This is a genomic window from Pseudolactococcus piscium (genome assembly GCF_002441695.1).
Lineage (GTDB): Bacteria > Bacillota > Bacilli > Lactobacillales > Streptococcaceae > Pseudolactococcus > Pseudolactococcus piscium.
On sequence record NZ_JXJW01000022.1, the window covers coordinates 1 to 16,547 of the forward strand.

General features: G+C 40.0%; 13 protein-coding genes and 1 other RNA gene. 10 read left to right on the forward strand and 4 right to left on the reverse strand.

Going from position 1 to position 16,547, the window contains the following annotated elements; genetic code table 11:
- Positions 1–255: 255 nt before the first annotated feature.
- The 9 genes from RU86_RS10200 (at position 256) to RU86_RS10240 (ending at position 11,575) form a co-directional block, all read left to right on the forward strand.
- Complete coding sequence (locus RU86_RS10200) at positions 256–1,041, forward strand: dihydroorotate dehydrogenase electron transfer subunit (protein ID WP_096815241.1); 786 nt, start codon at positions 256–258, stop codon at positions 1,039–1,041.
- Positions 1,041–1,982, forward strand: a complete 942-nt coding sequence (locus RU86_RS10205) for a dihydroorotate dehydrogenase (RefSeq protein WP_096815208.1) — start codon at positions 1,041–1,043, stop codon at positions 1,980–1,982. The genes RU86_RS10200 and RU86_RS10205 overlap by 1 nt, the downstream gene beginning before the upstream one ends.
- Positions 1,975–2,682 (forward strand): orotidine-5'-phosphate decarboxylase, encoded by a 708-nt coding sequence (pyrF, locus tag RU86_RS10210; RefSeq protein ID WP_096815209.1) that lies wholly within the window; start codon positions 1,975–1,977, stop codon positions 2,680–2,682. Before RU86_RS10205 ends, pyrF begins: the two co-directional genes overlap by 8 nt.
- Positions 2,683–2,880: 198 nt before the next feature.
- Positions 2,881–3,300 carry a DivIVA domain-containing protein gene (locus RU86_RS10215; RefSeq protein WP_096815210.1) on the forward strand — a complete coding sequence of 140 codons (420 nt, stop codon included), beginning with the start codon at positions 2,881–2,883 and terminating at the stop codon, positions 3,298–3,300.
- A gap of 62 nt (positions 3,301–3,362) precedes the next feature.
- Positions 3,363–3,761: RNase P RNA component class B (gene rnpB, locus RU86_RS10220), an RNA gene on the forward strand.
- 86 nt (positions 3,762–3,847) lie between these two features.
- Positions 3,848–4,999 carry a THUMP domain-containing class I SAM-dependent RNA methyltransferase gene (locus RU86_RS10225; protein WP_096815242.1) on the forward strand — a complete coding sequence of 384 codons (1,152 nt, stop codon included), beginning with the start codon at positions 3,848–3,850 and terminating at the stop codon, positions 4,997–4,999.
- A 1-nt stretch (position 5,000) separates the two neighbouring features.
- Positions 5,001–6,911: a cell division site-positioning protein MapZ family protein gene (locus tag RU86_RS10230; protein ID WP_096815211.1), complete on the forward strand. Its 1,911-nt coding sequence runs from the start codon at positions 5,001–5,003 to the stop codon at positions 6,909–6,911.
- A gap of 223 nt (positions 6,912–7,134) precedes the next feature.
- Positions 7,135–7,857, forward strand: coding sequence for a phosphoribosylaminoimidazolesuccinocarboxamide synthase (purC, locus tag RU86_RS10235; protein WP_096815212.1), 723 nt, complete (start codon positions 7,135–7,137; stop codon positions 7,855–7,857).
- Between the two features lie 4 nt (positions 7,858–7,861).
- Positions 7,862–11,575: a phosphoribosylformylglycinamidine synthase gene (locus tag RU86_RS10240; RefSeq protein ID WP_096815213.1), complete on the forward strand. Its 3,714-nt coding sequence runs from the start codon at positions 7,862–7,864 to the stop codon at positions 11,573–11,575.
- 273 nt (positions 11,576–11,848) lie between these two features.
- On the opposite strand, the gene RU86_RS10245 is transcribed toward RU86_RS10240, so the two are convergent.
- The 4 genes from RU86_RS10245 to RU86_RS10260 are packed head-to-tail and all read right to left on the reverse strand — an operon-like array spanning position 11,849 to position 15,532.
- Positions 11,849–12,820 carry a siderophore ABC transporter substrate-binding protein gene (locus tag RU86_RS10245; protein WP_096815214.1) on the reverse strand — a complete coding sequence of 324 codons (972 nt, stop codon included), beginning with the start codon at positions 12,818–12,820 and terminating at the stop codon, positions 11,849–11,851.
- A gap of 50 nt (positions 12,821–12,870) precedes the next feature.
- Positions 12,871–13,623, reverse strand: coding sequence for an iron ABC transporter ATP-binding protein (locus tag RU86_RS10250; RefSeq protein ID WP_096815215.1), 753 nt, complete (start codon positions 13,621–13,623; stop codon positions 12,871–12,873).
- A complete protein-coding gene (locus RU86_RS10255; RefSeq protein WP_096815216.1) occupies positions 13,620–14,576 on the reverse strand; it encodes an iron chelate uptake ABC transporter family permease subunit in 957 nt (318 codons plus the stop codon). Before RU86_RS10255 ends, RU86_RS10250 begins: the two co-directional genes overlap by 4 nt.
- Positions 14,573–15,532 (reverse strand): ABC transporter permease, encoded by a 960-nt coding sequence (locus RU86_RS10260; RefSeq protein ID WP_096815217.1) that lies wholly within the window; start codon positions 15,530–15,532, stop codon positions 14,573–14,575. The genes RU86_RS10255 and RU86_RS10260 overlap by 4 nt, the downstream gene beginning before the upstream one ends.
- A gap of 197 nt (positions 15,533–15,729) precedes the next feature.
- Here RU86_RS10260 and radC point away from each other — a divergent pair, with 197 nt between their 5' ends.
- Complete coding sequence (gene radC, locus RU86_RS10265; RefSeq protein ID WP_096815218.1) at positions 15,730–16,407, forward strand: RadC family protein; 678 nt, start codon at positions 15,730–15,732, stop codon at positions 16,405–16,407.
- Positions 16,408–16,547: the final 140 nt, after the last annotated feature.

Consider the following 16,547-nt stretch of genomic DNA (forward strand, 5'->3'; position numbering starts at 1 on the left):
GCGCCATGACTTACAGTCTCATCTTTGAAAAATAGCTTGGCATCTATCCCTAATTTTGGTATACTAGTCTAAAGTCCTTTAAGTCATGCCGAGAGCGTGATAAGGTTGCAGATCAAGATCAAAGCGAACCGTAGGATTTTTCTACGGTTTTTTGTTTTTCTGAGAAAGGTAGTCACCTTCTCACACTGTTATCAGGCATATCGACCCACTTAACTTTTCATGATATGAAAAGCCTACTAGCTAAGAAAGGTTATGATGATTTTACAAGAAGACATGTTGATTGTGTCAAATATAAACATCGCACCACGTGTATTTAGAATGGTCTTAAAAGGTGAAATCGTATCAGATATCACAGCACCCGACCAATTCTTACATATCCGAGTACCGAGTCCAGATAAAATTTTACGTCGACCTATCTCTATTTCTGAATATAACAAGACCGATAAAAGTTGTGTTATTATTTACCGAGTTGAGGGTCCGGGCCTTGCAGTCGTTGCTGAGATGCAAGCAGGACAAACAATAGATGTGATGGGGCCACTCGGCAATGGCTTTGATATGACAGGGCCTTTTCCGAATGTGAAAGCCCTGATTATAGGTGGTGGTATCGGTACTCCCCCCTTAGTCCAGTTAGCAAAAGACCTGACTGCAACTGGTATAGCAGTAACAGTGCTTTTAGGATTTGCACAAGAATCAGCCGTTATTTTAGAAGCTGAGTTTGCAGCTGCCTCATCACACCTTGAGATTGTAACAGATGATGGCTCATATGGTCAAAAAGGAAATGTTGGCTTATTAATGGATGATCTTGATCTCATGAGTTATGATGCGATTTATGCGTGTGGTGCACAAGGGATGCTCAAAGCTGTTGCCAGTCGTACTGAAACACATCCAAACGCCTTTATCTCGATGGAAGCGCGTATGGCCTGTGGTATGGGAGCCTGCTATGCCTGTGTCGTTCATGTTGCAGGAGATGAAACGGGTCAGAAATCTCTAAAAGTTTGTGATGAAGGCCCAATTTTCAGAGTTGGTGAGGTGGTTATCTGATGACAGAAAATAGATTAGCGATTCAACTACCAGGGCTGGACTTGAAGAATCCGATTATACCTGCGTCAGGCTGTTTCGGATTTGGACAGGAATATGCCAAGTATTATGACTTAGAGCGTTTAGGTTCAATTATGATCAAGGCAACAACGGCTATTGCACGTTTTGGTAATCCAACACCACGTGTCGCTGAAACGCCATCAGGAATGCTAAATGCGATTGGCTTGCAAAATCCAGGTGTCGATGCAGTTATCGCTGACAAACTACCTTGGCTTGCGACCCATTTTCCTGAGCTGCCGATTATTGCAAATGTTGCAGGTTTTTCAAACGAAGAGTATGCCATCGTGAGTGAAAAAATCAGTCGTGTCAAAAACGTGACAGCTATTGAACTTAATATCTCTTGTCCCAATGTCGATCATGGCAATCAGGGCTTGCTGATTGGTCAGGTTCCTGAATTAGCCTATGCTGCAGTTAAAGCTGCGGTAGCTGTCTCAGAAGTCCCTGTCTATGTTAAGTTAACCCCTTCTGTATCGGACATTGCTACTGTTGCTAAGGCAGTAGAAGATGCAGGTGCGACAGGCTTTACCATGATTAATACCTTGGTTGGCACAAGATATAGTTTGCAAACACGACAACCAATCATTGCAAATGGGACAGGTGGCATGTCAGGACCAGCTATTTTTCCAGTAGCGCTTAAACTCATTCGCCAGGTTGCCCAGCAATCCAGTTTACCCATTATCGGTATGGGAGGCGTTGATTCTGCAGAAAGCGCCTTAGAAATGATGATTGCAGGTGCATCGGCTATCGGTATCGGGACAGCAAACTTTACAGATCCATTTGCTTGTCCTAAAATAATAGATAATCTGCCAACCTTAATGGATAAATATGGGATAACAGATTTAGCTAGTTTTGTAAAAAACTGTCAGGAGGAAATTCGTGGGTAAATATACAGAAAACAGACCAGTTATTGCTATGGACTTTGCAGGAATGGACGAGGTTAAATCGTTTCTTAGTAAATTTGAAGTAGATGAGCAATTGTATCTTAAAGTCGGGATGGAATTATTCTATGCAGCTGGACCAGACATCATCAAGTATATGAAGTCTCTGGGTCATGATGTCTTTCTAGATTTAAAACTTCATGATATTCCAAACACTGTCAAGTCAGCTATGAAGGTCATCAGACATCTCGGTGTTGATTTGACTAACGTTCATGCAGCTGGAGGCGTTGATATGATGTCGGAAGCCCTGGATGGGTTGGCAGGCACGACTAAATTAATCGCCGTCACCCAGTTAACCTCAACAAGCGAGCAACAAATGCATGATTTTCAAAATATTCAAAGCAGTTTGACGGATTCAGTCATCCATTATGCGAAAAAAACGCAGGAAGCTGGACTTGCAGGTGTTGTCTGTTCAGCACAAGAAGTTGCCATAATCAAACAAGCAACGACGTCAGAGTTTATCTGTTTAACCCCTGGCATCAGACCAATCGGTGCAGCCATTGGTGACCAAAAACGTGTCATGACACCAAGTCAAGCAAGAGCTATCGGCAGTGATTTTATCGTGGTTGGTAGACCAATCACACAAGTCATAGACCCAGCCTTAGCTTATAAACAAATCAAGCATGACTGGACCCTTTCTGAGTAGGGGATGGGAAAAAACCAATAGATAATTTGTTTAAAAATAGTTAGAGGTTAGTATTGCTATAAAAAAATAATAGGATCGTTGGCTATAGTCGTCACTATTAAATTCTTTTGCTCAACTAGAGGCTGGCCCTTGTAAATAGATTTTTTTTTTGGTAAGATTGGAAGTATAACGAAAAAGAAATAGTGAGATTTTTAAATAATGGCAACTTATAATTTAACCCCTAAAGATATTTATGATGCAGAGTTTGATGTGAAAATGCGTGGCTACGATAAGGATCAAGTAAATGATTTATTAGATGAAGTCATCGTTGATTATGAAAAATTTCAAGAAGAAATTCTTTCTCTACAAGAAGAAAATGAATTTTTGAAGAAAAAAGTTCAAAATGCGGCGGCTACACCTCATGTTGCTGTATCTGAAAACACACAACGCTTTAACCCAATCGCGTCAACTCCAGCTGCAAGTGCAACAACTGATGCGCTTGCTGGTGGTCGTGTGACCATGAAATCGGCCAATAATTTTGACATTCTAAAACGCTTAAATCGTTTGGAGCGTGCTGTTTTTGGCCCGCAAGCACAACCGATGCAAGCAAATTCAGAGCAAGCAACACCTGCTGAATAAACAACAGCCTAGTGACTTTAAATCACTAGGCGTCAAGTAGATTTAAGACAATTTAACAACCAGTTTTTGGATAATTGCGCGACTTCTTGGGTTTACCCTTGTGAGTCGTGAGGAAAGTCCATGCTCGCGCGGGCTGAGATTGCCCGCAGTGTTTGTGCTAGGCGAAACAATAAGCCTGGGTAGGTGTGTCAGACCTAACGGCTGAATTTTAGCTAAGTTTTCCTAGGAAAATATGCGACAAATTCTGTAAAAGTGCCATAGAGACGAGTTGCTTTGGAAACTTAGCAAGTGGAACGTGGTAAACCCCTCAAGCGAGCAACCCAAACTTATGGTAGGGGCACTTGTCACGCGGAATTGAACGTACGACGAGGTTATGTTAAAGGGTTCTTTAACATAACAGACAGATGATTATCGAAGGTTAACGCACAAGCGTTAACTGGAACAAAACATGGCTTATAGAAAACTGGATGACAGGGGCTGGAGCGTAAAGCTCCAGCCCTTTTTGAAATTTTGCAAATGGTCTAGTAAAAAAGATAGAAAAGATAAAATGAAAAATAATTTTAATTTAGTTGCAACAGCAGCAGCAGGCCTTGAAAGTTTGACAGCAAAAGAATTACGAGACTTAGGCATTGAAACCAAAATGGACGATCGGTCTCGTGTCTTATTTTCTGGTACGAAAGAAACAATTGCGACAGCAAATTTGTGGTTAAGAACAGCAGACCGCGTTAAGATTATTGTAGGGGAATTTCCTGCAAAAACGTTTGATGACTTGTTTGAAGGGGTAACCGCATTACCGTGGGAAGACCTATTACCTTTTGGTGCACAATTTCCGATTGCCAAAGCTAAGGCAATCAAATCTACCCTCCATAATGAGCCTAGTATTCAAGCCATCACTAAAAAAGCGATCGCTAAAAAATTACAAGTGCATTATCATCGTCCTGAAAATGTGCCGATTCCTGAGACAGGTGCCTTGTTCTCGATAGAAGTCGCTTTACATAAGGATGTTGCAACGATTATGATCGATACAACGGGTGATTCCCTCTTCAAACGAGGCTATCGTGTTGATAAAGGTGGTGCACCAATCAAAGAAAATATGGCAGCGGCCATCATTATGTTAACCAACTGGCGTGCGAATATGTCACGTCCCTTTGTTGATCCAACATGTGGATCAGGGACCTTTTGTATAGAGGCTGCCTTGATCGGTATGAACATTGCGCCAGGCTTTAATCGTGACTTTGCTTTTGAAGCATGGCCATGGTTTGAAGACGAGATCTTTAAAAAAGTCCGTGATGAAGCTGAAAGTAAAGCAAACTATGATGCTGATTTGGACATCTCAGGCTTTGATGTTGATGGCAGAATGATTCAGATTGCGCAAGAAAATGCTTTGGAAATCGGTTTAGAGGGTATTGTCAAATTTAAGCAATTGAGATTACAAGATTTTCGGACGGATAAACTGGATGGTGTCTTGATTTCAAATCCACCTTATGGTGAACGACTTGGTGATGAAACAGCTGCTTTCCAATTATATGAGGAAATGGGTGATACCTTTAAACCACTTGAAACTTGGAGTAAATATATCATCACAAGTGATTTATTATTTGAAGAGCACTATGGTAGTCAGGCAACTAAAAAACGAAAACTTTATAATGGTAGACTTCGAACAGATTTATACCAGTATTTTGGTAAGAGAATAAAATAATATGGCTAAAAAAAAGAAAAAATCAACTTTTAAAGAGAAGACAATTGCCTTAAAAGATGTTGAAAATTTAACAGTGGAACAGATTGCGGCGCAGTCTGATACATTAGCATCTGAAAATAAGGATAAAGAAAGTACGCTTGATCGATATATTCGCCAACACCGTTCTGAAATTGAGAGTGCTAAAAAGGACAGACATGCAAAAACGGTTGAAGCTGCCAATGCATTAGATCAATTTGTTAGAACAGCTAGAGAAGATGCCAATACGCCAGAGAGCGATCTATCAGGTGTTGATAAAAGCCTAGACGTATCTGAAGCACCAGTGTCTGACAGTAGCCTAGATGGATCTGAAGCACCAGTGTCTGACAGTAGCCTAGATGGTTCTGATGCTTCGGTTTCTGACACATCTGATACGTCAGTGGTTGACAGTCAGGCGGATGCAACGGATACAGCAATAACAGATAGTGATACAGAAGCTCATGATGGATCAGAGTCAGCGCATCAGGTCGCGTCTGAATCAGTTAAAGCAACTGAGGCGTCACAGGAGGTTGACCCTGTATTCCCTGAAATCCAAGGTAGTTTTGATACTGTGCTGCTAGCAGCAGATGACGCAGCAGTAAGTGTTGGGTCGATTGACTTTGATACTGCTGAGGAAGCACAGACGGATACAAATCAGCCTAAACTTGATGATGCTACACCGGTTGATGACTTAAAAACAGCTGAAGAAGTAGCAGTATCAGCAGTTGTTGACACAAAGTCTGACACATTTTCTGAAATCTCTACTGTGCCACCATTAATCGTAGAAGATAATACGGGCTTAGATTCAGCTTTAGCAGAAGATCAACTATCTGAGCAGCAAGAACCTGTTGGGGCTTCGAAGACTCCTGTAGCTGAACCTAAAAAGAGCAAAAAACCAGTCATCATTGGTATCTGTGCCTTGATATTATTGGCTGCTGGGGGCTTAGTTTGGGCTAACCTTAATCAGTCCAAGCAAAAAGAAGCTGATAAAACGAGTCAGTCAAGTCAGAAAAAATCTGAAGAGGCTAAAGCAACAAAAGCATTTGATCAACAATATGCTGGCTTTTTTACTGATGATAAACAAACAAAACTTAAAAATGACCAATTTGCTAAAATAGGTGAATTAGTCAGTGCAGTAGACAAGTTGAAAGCTAACGCTGATTATCAGTCTTTGAAAAAGAAGGTCGATGCGCTTAAAACTGAGATTTCAGTTACCGAAGCGATGAATGCAAACTTTGATAAGGCCATCATTGTGGATGGTGTTCTAGATAAGACTGCTGTCGTAAAAGATGGCGTTAAGCTAAGCTATACTGCTACTGAAAATGATGGGTTAAATAGTTTGTTGAAAGAAGCGATCGCACATGGTCAATCCCAACAAGCTGAGAAAGCAAAATCTGCAGCGGCTGCTTCTGCTGCAGCACCTGTTGTAACACCGGAAACGTCAAACACAACGACGAATCAAGCTGATGGTGCAACTAATCAGGCAGCTGGTTCGATGAATCAAGCTAATACTGGAACTAATCAGTCGACCGCACCTGCAACAAACGGTGGCGGCGCTTCAGCTGGATATGGGCTAACAACTGCACAATATCAAGCGCAATATCCTGCAATCACACTTGAAACAGGTAGATCACGTGTCCCAGTAGATCCAAATGCCAACTTAAGTGATGCTGCTTTTGTCTGGGCGAGTGGTATTAGAGAATTAGTCTTACAAAAATGTCGTGATCGTGGTTATATTACAGGAGATGCCTATATTCTCTTACCAGCCAGTATCCAAAAAGGAAATGGCTACTATAATCTTTACAAAACTGATGGGACTTATCTTGTATCTATCAATTGTAAAACAGGTTATTTTGTCGGTAATGCAGCTGGTCATGCAGATAATTTAGACTACTAACACACAAAAATAGTTGGTTGATTTTTTAGCAATACATGAACATACGATGTCTGTTTTCCTTATCAATCTCTTATAATCCGAACGTTAATGTAAAAACTGCTGTAATTAGGCAGTTTTTTTGTGGTTTCTAAACTGATATACGTTATGATAGTCATATAATAGATGAAACACTTACGACGTGTGTCATAAGTGAGACCTGTCATTATCAAATTAGGAGAATAAAATGACTGAAAAACGGACACTACTTTATGAAGGCAAAGCAAAAAATCTTTACCTAACCGATGACGATAGCATCGTCCTTGCCCAGTATAAAGACCAAGCAACAGCACTTAATGGCAAAAAGAAGGATCAAATTTCAGGTAAAGGTGCCTTAAATAATCAAATTACCAGTTTGATCTTTCGTGAGTTAAATCGTCGTGGTGTCCCAACCCATTTTATTGAGCAAATTTCTAAAACCGAACAATTGAATACGAAAGTTGATATTATTCCATTAGAAGTTGTCGTGCGTAACTATACTGCAGGGTCATTTTCAAAGCGATTTGATCTTGCTGAGGGCATCAAATTAGCAACACCGATCGTCGAATTTTATTACAAAAACGATGACTTGGATGATCCCTTTATCAATGATGCCCATGTTAAATTTTTAGAGATTGCAAGTGATGAAGAAATCGTCATGTTGAAAGAAAATGCCTTAGCTATTGACCTCATTTTGACTGACTTATTTGCTAAAATTGACCTTAAATTGATTGATTTTAAACTTGAGTTTGGTCGCTTGCCTGATGGGACGATTATCTTAGCTGATGAAATTTCTCCCGACACATCCCGCCTTTGGGATGTGGATAATAACCATGTCGACAAAGATGTTTACCGACGTGATCTAGGTGATCTAATCCCAATTTATCAACGGGTACTTACTGATTTACAAACAGAATTTGAGGGGAAATAATCTCGTGAAAAAACGTATTTTTGTTGCTAAAAAACCAGAATTTAAGGTGAAAAATCAAGCACTATTACATGAGTTACAGCACAATCTGCAATTGTCGACTTTGACATCAGTTAACATCGTCCAAGTTTATGATGTTTTCCATGTCACAGATGATTTACTAACGACTGCTGAGCAAACGATTTTTTCTGAAAAAGTGACAGACTATGTCTTAGATGAGGAAACAGTAAAACTAGCACTAGATAAAAGTAAGTTTTTTGCCATCGAGTCCCTTCCTGGCCAATTTGATCAACGTGCAAGCTCAGCAGAAGAAGCCTTATTTTTATTAGGTGCAGACAAAGATGCAGTCGTTAAAACGGCACAACTCTATCTATTAAATGCTGATTTATCTGATGCTGAATTTGAAAAAATAAAAGGATATCAACTTAATAGTGTCGACTCACGCTTTAAAGCAATCGATCAAGCCATTCATGACGAAGAGATGCTACGTTCAGCTGATACAATCCCTGTTTTAGCTGGCTTCATTACGATGACAGCAAGTCAAATTACTGACTTACATGCTAGCTACGCATTAGCCATGGAAGTTGCTGACTTACTCTGGATACAAGATTACTTCAAACAGGTCAAGCGTGATCCGTCTGAAACTGAGTTAAAAGTGTTGGATACATACTGGAGTGACCACACGCGGCACACCACATTTGAAACTGAGTTGAAAACAATCGATTTCTCTCAGTCAAAATTCAAAGGGCAACTCCAAGTTACTTTTGATAAATACCTGAATATGCGCAAGGAAATTAAGCGGACTGAAAAGCCAACGACCTTAATGGAATTGGCGACTATTTTTGGTCGCTATGAGCGTGCCAACGGCCGTTTGGACGACATGGAAGTCTCTGATGAGATCAATGCCTGTAGTGTAGAGATTTCAGTCGATGTGAATGGGGTTAAAGAACCCTGGTTACTCATGTTCAAGAATGAAACACATAATCATCCAACAGAGATTGAACCTTTTGGTGGGGCATCGACCTGTATCGGTGGTGCCATTCGTGACCCCTTGTCAGGCCGTGCTTATGTTTACCAAGCCATGCGCATCACGGGTGCAGGGGATATTACTGCACCAATTTCAGAAACACGTCATGGCAAATTACCCCAACAAGTTATCTCTAAAGGCGCAGCACATGGCTATAGCTCATACGGTAATCAAATCGGCCTTGCGACAACCTATGTTAAGGAATATTTCCATCCGGGATTTGTAGCTAAACGTCTGGAAACAGGAGCTGTTGTTGGTGCCGCACCAAAAGAAAATGTCTTACGCTTAAAACCACAAGCTGGCGATGCCATCATCTTATTCGGTGGTAAAACTGGCCGTGACGGTGTAGGTGGGGCAACAGGCTCATCTAAAGTGCAAACCAAAGATACAGTGGAAACAGCGGGTGCTGAAGTACAAAAAGGGAATGCCATAGAAGAACGTAAAATTCAACGCCTTTTCCGTAATCCTGATGTCACGCAACTTGTCAAAAAATCAAATGACTTTGGTGCTGGTGGTGTCTGTGTTGCAATCGGTGAATTAGCTGATGGTGTTGAAATTGACTTAGATAAAGTGCCTTTAAAATATCAAGGTCTTTCTGGAACAGAAATTGCCATCTCAGAATCTCAAGAACGGATGTCAGTCGTCGTTGCAGCTAAAGATGTTGCCCAATTTATTTCTGAATGTGCCAAGGAAAATATCTTAGCTGTTCAAGTTGCACAAGTGACTGAAAAAGCGAGTTTAAAGATGCTCTGGAAGGGGCAAACAATCGTTGACATTGATCGCGCATTTCTAGATACAAATGGCGTGCGTGTTGTCGTTGATGCGACTGTGACAGACTCAGATTTACCGATCCCATTTGAAAAAACGACAAGCTTAGATACTTTAAACACGGATTTAAATGGTCTTTTATCTCAGCTAAATTTTGCCTCACAAAAAGGCTTGCAAACAATCTTTGATAGTTCAATCGGTCGATCAACTGTGATTCAGCCTATCGGTGGTCGCTACCAATTAACACCTGCTGAAAGTTCTGTCCAAAAATTACCAGTACTTACTGGTGTCACAAATACGGTGTCGCTTTTGTCTCATGGCTATAATCCTGAGATTGCCTCATGGTCACCTTATCATGGTGCAGCCTATGCAGTAATTGAAGCAACAGCACGTTTGGTCGCAACGAATGCCAACTGGACTAGCGCACGTTTTTCTTACCAAGAATATTTTGAGCGCATGGATAAACAAGCTGAACGATTTGGTAAACCACTCGCAGCTTTACTTGGGTCTATCGAAGCGCAAGAACAATTAGGCTTGCCATCTATTGGTGGTAAGGATTCGATGAGTGGGACATTTGAAGAGTTGACAGTACCGCCAACCCTTATCGCATTTGGCGTGACAACGTCTGAAGCGGACCGTATCTTGTCGCCTGAATTGAAAGCTGTAAATGAGCATATTTACTATATTCCTGGTATTGCGATTGCAGAAACAATCGATTGGGCAAGGGTTAAAGCAAACTTTGACTTAGTATCTGACTTACAGGCATCGTACAAGATAACAGCCGCGATTTCAACCAAGGCTGGTGGGGTTGGTGAAGCGATTTCTCTCATGACTTTTGGTAACAAGATTGGCGCTAAAGTTGATCTTGCTCAGGTAAGCGACTTGATTAAGGCTGAGTTTGCGGGCTTCATTATCACATCACCCGATGAGATTGCAGGCTTACAGAAGATCGGTCAGACTACCGAGGACTTTCTACTTGATATTAACGGTGTCTCACTTTCAGGTGATGCTTTACTAGCTAGTTTTGAAGCTCCTTTAGAAGCGGTCTATCCAACCTTATTTGATCAAAATGCTAAGCTTGAAGCGATTGAGACGACCCCCTCTAGCACGCAAATCAAGGCACCACATCGTGTCGCCACACCTTTAGTCTATATTCCAGTATTCCCAGGGACAAACTGCGAGTATGACACAGCAAAAGCATTTGAAGCTGCTGGTGCTGTGACTAAGATTGTTCCATTTAGGACGATGGACATTTCAGAGTCAATCAAAGATATGGTTGCTAACATCGAGCAGGCAAATATCCTCATGTTTGCAGGCGGATTTTCAGCAGCAGATGAACCTGATGGCTCAGCTAAGTTCATCGTGAATATCTTATTAAATGAAGCTGTCAAGTCAGCTATCGAAGCATTTATCGCGCGTGGTGGCCTAATTCTTGGCATCTGTAATGGCTTCCAAGCCTTGGTTAAGTCAGGCTTATTACCATATGGTAGCTTTGATAGCTTATCTGATCAGTCGCCAACACTTTTCTATAATGATGCCAATCAGCACGTCGCTAAAATGGTTGAGACTAAGATAATTAATACCAATTCACCGTGGTTAACAGGCGTTGCAGTAGGAGATATTCATGCCATTCCAGTTTCGCATGGTGAAGGCAAATTTGTCGTGTCACCTCAAGCCCTTGAAGACCTAAGCAAGAATGGTCAAATTATCAGCCAATACGTTGATTTTAAAGGACAAGCAACGATGGACTCTGCTTACAATCCTAATGGCTCTGTCGCTGCGATTGAGGGCATTATCAGCAAAAACGGACAAATCCTAGGGAAAATGGGACATTCTGAACGCTATGAAGCAGGCTTATTTAAAAATATTCCTGGTAATAAAGATCAGAAACTTTTCGAGAGTGCAGTTGCCTATTTTAGAGGGTAAAGGCAAGAAAATAAAGACAGATGTAATGCAATAAGTAGAAGACAATGGCTCAGATATTCTGAGGATTGTTTTTTTAATTTCATCGATTGTGAGTCATGTAGTTGATAAGACCAGCTAAGTAATCCTGCGTCACCCGTTACTTAATTCATACGAGAATTAGCGCACAATAAAACTCCCCATATTGGAACCTAATCCAGTTTATGGGGAGTTTTATGATGGATAACACGTCATTGAAGTGCTTCCTTTGTGAATCGGACTATCATCATTGATCGCTTATTTAAAAGCTTTCTCAACGCCGTCGATCATGAGTTGTGTTGATTTAATCCCGCCACCACTTAGGTACCAAAGACTTGGATCAAGTTCAATCACTTTGTTGTTTTTACCAGCTGTTGTTTTCTTCACTAATTCATTGTTAGTTACAGCAGTTTCTGAGCTGTCACCACCAATAGCTTTTGTTCTATCGACAACGAATATGACATCTGGATTTTTTTCGAGCACATACTCAAATGAGATTTGTTGGCCATGAGTAGAGGCTTTGATTGTGCTATCAACATTTTTGAAGCCAAACGTATCATTGACAATGGCATAACGTGATTTTTCACCGAATGCTGCTAGCTGACCTTCATTTGAGATCACAGTTAAAGCTGCTAGTTTTGATTTTTCAGCTTTTGCTTTCAATGTCGTGATGTTTTTTTCTAATTTAGCAACTTGCTTAGTTGCTTCGTCAGTTTTACCATAAATACTCGCGATCGTCATGATATTCGCTTTTGTAGATTCCCAAACTTTGGTTGTATCAATTGCTAAGTCTAGAACAGGTGCGATTTTTTCTAAGTCAGCTTTAAAACTTTCTTGACGTCCAGAAATGATAATGAAATCAGGTTGTAGTGAATTGATTTTCTCTAAATCAGGTTCCTTTAGGCCACCAGCACTTGCAACTGTTTTAAATTTAGATAAATAAGTAGGCAAGTTTTTAACTGCGACAGCAGCAACTGATTTACTTTCACCTAAAGCCTCTATTGTATCTAGTGACCCATTATCAAATACGACAACTTTACTTGGGCGAGTCGGAACAGTTATTTTTTTACCTTTTGAATCTGTCACTTCTATTTTTTTAGGCAATGCCTTTGTTGTTGTCGTTTCTTTAGCACTATCAGATGTTGCCTCTTTTTTAGTGCCACAAGCAACGAGTAGTGTCCCAAGTAGTAGTGTCCCAGTAAAGACAGTGATTAATTTACCAAGTTTCATAATTATTTTCCTTTATTTGTTTAATATATAAATAGTGGGAAGTTATTTGTCTAGAAATACAGACAAAATTTCTTACCCTCTATTTCTTTTATACGAACTGACATCTCATATAGCGGGTTTAAAATATGTTCATGAATGATCTGATCTGTTTGATCATGGGCAAATATTTTACCTGATTTCATGGCGACGATCTCATCTGCAAAACTTGCTGCAAAATTGATATCATGTAAGACGATGATCACAGTCTTACCAAATTCTGTGACTAGTTTGGTAAGGAGTTGCATCATCTGCACTGCAAAATTCATATCTAGATTATTTAGTGGCTCATCAAGTAAGATATAGTCTGTATCTTGTGCTAATATCATAGCGATGTAAGCACGTTGTAGTTGCCCACCCGATAAGTTTTGAATATTTTCCTCTGCTAATTCGGTTAAGCCGAGTTGGGCAATGGATAAGTTAATTTTCTCTTTATCAGTTGGTGTTAAATTGCCCTTAGAATAAGGAAATCTAGCAAATGCAACCAATTCAAAGATCGTGATGTTCATGTTTAAATGATTCATCTGTTTTAAAATAGACAGTTGTTGTGCCAGGTCACGAGATTTGAAGGATTTGAGATCCTTACCTTCTAGGTAGATGTGACCAGTCTCTGTCTGGATTAATCGACTCATTGTCGCTAGAAGTGTTGATTTTCCAGCACCATTGGGGCCAATAAAGGCGGTTAATTTGCCTTTTTTAATCGTTAAATCGATCTCATCTAATATCGTTTTCTTACCAAAAGACTTTGAAAGACCTTCTATTTTCATCCCTTATTTCCATTTCTCTTATATAATATTTGTCCGATAAAGTAGCACCCGCCAGTAAACTCAATGATGACATTTAAGGTTGTATTGAAACTAAAGATATGTTCAACAAGAAACTCACCAAATACCAGAAGTAATATCGCGATCAAACTACCTGTGATAAATATCGCTCTATGTCGATAAGTCTTGGTAATTTGGTAGCTAATATTTGCCACGATGAAGCCCAGAAAACTAGTGGGGCCAACTAGTGCAGTAGATACACCAACTAAGGCAGAGATTGCAAGCAAGCTCATTAGCTGTAGCGCTCTTACATCAAGGCCTAGATTCACCGCATAATCATTCCCTAGATGTAAGACATCTAGCTGAGGTGCTAACCACCATAAAAAGAGGCAGAGCAGGGCGATCATGATACTGGCAACCAATAAATGGTCGGCTTTAACATTGCTAAAACTAGCGAAGAGTTTGCCTTGTAAATGATCATATTCATTAGGATCAAGTAGAATTTGTAGAAAACTACTGATATTTCCGAAAAATGTCCCAAGTATCATACCAATCATCAGAAAGAGAAATAGGTTATGCTTAAACTGCCTTAATAGTGAAAAGGCAAGTACCGTGCTAACCGACATCATGAGGGCAATCGATAAGAAGAAGTTACCCAGGCTAGATAGGGAGGTTAAGTTATGACTACCTAATAGAAAGATAGATAGGGTTTGCAACATGACATAAAGCGAATCCATACCTAAAATATTAGGCGTCAATAATTTATTTTGCGTTAAGGTTTGAAAGCTGACTGTTGCAAAACTACAAGCGATACCAACAAGGATAAAGCCCAGAATTTTTTTTAAGCGAAGCGCTAAAGCAAATTCGATGTTCCCATAGGTGTGGTAGGTTAGAAAAAGTGCACAGCTCCCTAAAACAGCAAGTATTAAAATCAGATAGGTTAATTTTAGCTTCATTTTGCTTGTCTCCGACCTTCTTTGAGTAAGAGTGCAATAAAGCAAACACTACCTAAGACACCAACGATTAAACTGGCTGAAATTTCATAAGGTGAAATGATTGTCCGACCAATGATATCGCAGATAATCAGGAAGGCAGCGCCGAAATAGGCTGTCAAGGGCAGGTTTTTTTTCATTTGATCCCCAAACTTTAAGGTCACAAGGTTTGGAACGATAATGCCTAGAAAGGGAATATTACCGACACTAACAAGGACAATACTAGATGTGAGTGCGACGATCCCTACGCCAAACAAGCGCATTTTTTGATATGAAATCCCTAAATTAGTCGACATTTCTTGACCCGCCGCGATAATTGTAAATTGATAGGCGAACAGATAAATCAAAATAAACAAAGGGATTGATAGATAAAGCAGTTCATAAGACCCGCGCATCACAATCGAAAAGTTTCCCTGCAACCAAGACGTGACGTTCTGTACCAGTTGATATTTAAAAGCAAAGAAGTTTGCAATACTACCAATGATATTACCGAACATAATCCCAACCAAAGGTAACATAATGCTACTTTTACTCATAATGTAGCGTGACATGAGTAAAAATAAGCTGGTGCCTAAGAGTGCGAAGACAAATGCCATACTCATTTTGGTTAGGCTAGTCGCATTTGGTAGGAAAATCATCACAAAAACGATCCCTAATTTAGCACTATCCATTGTCCCAACGGTATTTGGTGAAACGAATTTATTTTGCATCAGATTTTGCATGACAAGACCTGATACACTGACACTTGCGCCGGCAATCAGTAGACTGATTGTTCTAGGGAGTCTTGACGCAAGTAGAACAAGATGCTGTCTACTCGTCCAAGTACTGATGTCAAATGGTGGCACATTAACTAATCCAATGAAAATAGATGATATGATGAGTAGCAAAAAGAAGCTGATAAATACTAGTTTTTTTGTCATAATACTTCCTTACTACTCACTTTCTATATGTTTTTAAAAGCAGAGGCCTCTAGCTTCAATGTGAATGTCAAAAAGTTTTGACATTTTATATTAAAACATAATTGACCCGTTTTTTCAATATCTATTGTAGGAATAGTTATAAAATAATGAAAATAATCCCTGTTTTTTTCGTATAAGACATATAGAGGGTGAAAAATATGTATGATGTAAGAGAAGCAGAGTATCCGATGCTACCACGTGAACGCTTAAACGTGCTTGGCGAGTCCTACCTATCCGATCAAGAGTTGCTCGCTATTTTATTAAGAACTGGCACAGCCAAACTGTCTGTTTTAGAATTAGCAGGTCAGATTTTAAAACATTTCGTCACACTTGAAAATTTTAGAAAGTCGAGTATTGAGGAATTGATGACAATTTCTGGCATCGGCATGACTAAAGCAGTCGAAATCAGAGCGATGATAGAGTTAGGCAAAAGAATTAAGACGACAGAAAGAAGTAGAGAAGGACAGGTTAAAGGGTCCCAACAATTTGCGACGATCCTGATTGATGAGATGTCAGATTTTGATCAAGAACATTTAGTCGCCGTTTATTTAGATGGCAAGAACAAGATTATTAAGAAAAAGACGATTTTTGTAGGGACAGTTAATTCGGCTACTGCTAATCCGAGAGAAATTCTTCATTTTGCGGTTAAGACACTGGCAGCTAGTCTCTTAGTTGCCCATAATCACCCTTCAGGAGACCCAAATCCTTCTGATGCTGATTTAGTCTTTACAAAGCGTATAGCAAGTGCTTGTGACATAATTGGTGTCCAGTTTATCGATCATATCATTGTCGGTGATGGTTGCTATTTTTCATTTAAAGAAAATACCTTGATCTGATCTAGCTTCAAGGACAGGAGGCCTTATTAGTGACTCGTGAGGCCTTTTTGCCTAATTATATGTAAAAGAGCATGGGCAAGTAGGTTTACTAGGCTCACGACTGACTAGACGGCTTTTGAGGTTACCCCAAAAAACACCAC

Coding starts and splice junctions, on each gene's coding strand:
- RU86_RS10255 (WP_096815216.1), bottom strand. CDS start 14,576: ATGAAGCTAAAATTAACCTATCTGATTTTAATACTTGCTGTTTTAGGG.
- radC (WP_096815218.1), top strand. CDS start 15,730: ATGTATGATGTAAGAGAAGCAGAGTATCCGATGCTACCACGTGAACGC.
- RU86_RS10200 (WP_096815241.1), top strand. CDS start 256: ATGATTTTACAAGAAGACATGTTGATTGTGTCAAATATAAACATCGCA.
- RU86_RS10215 (WP_096815210.1), top strand. CDS start 2,881: ATGGCAACTTATAATTTAACCCCTAAAGATATTTATGATGCAGAGTTT.
- RU86_RS10225 (WP_096815242.1), top strand. CDS start 3,848: ATGAAAAATAATTTTAATTTAGTTGCAACAGCAGCAGCAGGCCTTGAA.
- RU86_RS10230 (WP_096815211.1), top strand. CDS start 5,001: ATGGCTAAAAAAAAGAAAAAATCAACTTTTAAAGAGAAGACAATTGCC.
- RU86_RS10205 (WP_096815208.1), top strand. CDS start 1,041: ATGACAGAAAATAGATTAGCGATTCAACTACCAGGGCTGGACTTGAAG.
- RU86_RS10245 (WP_096815214.1), bottom strand. CDS start 12,820: ATGAAACTTGGTAAATTAATCACTGTCTTTACTGGGACACTACTACTT.
- RU86_RS10260 (WP_096815217.1), bottom strand. CDS start 15,532: ATGACAAAAAAACTAGTATTTATCAGCTTCTTTTTGCTACTCATCATA.
- RU86_RS10250 (WP_096815215.1), bottom strand. CDS start 13,623: ATGAAAATAGAAGGTCTTTCAAAGTCTTTTGGTAAGAAAACGATATTA.
- purC (WP_096815212.1), top strand. CDS start 7,135: ATGACTGAAAAACGGACACTACTTTATGAAGGCAAAGCAAAAAATCTT.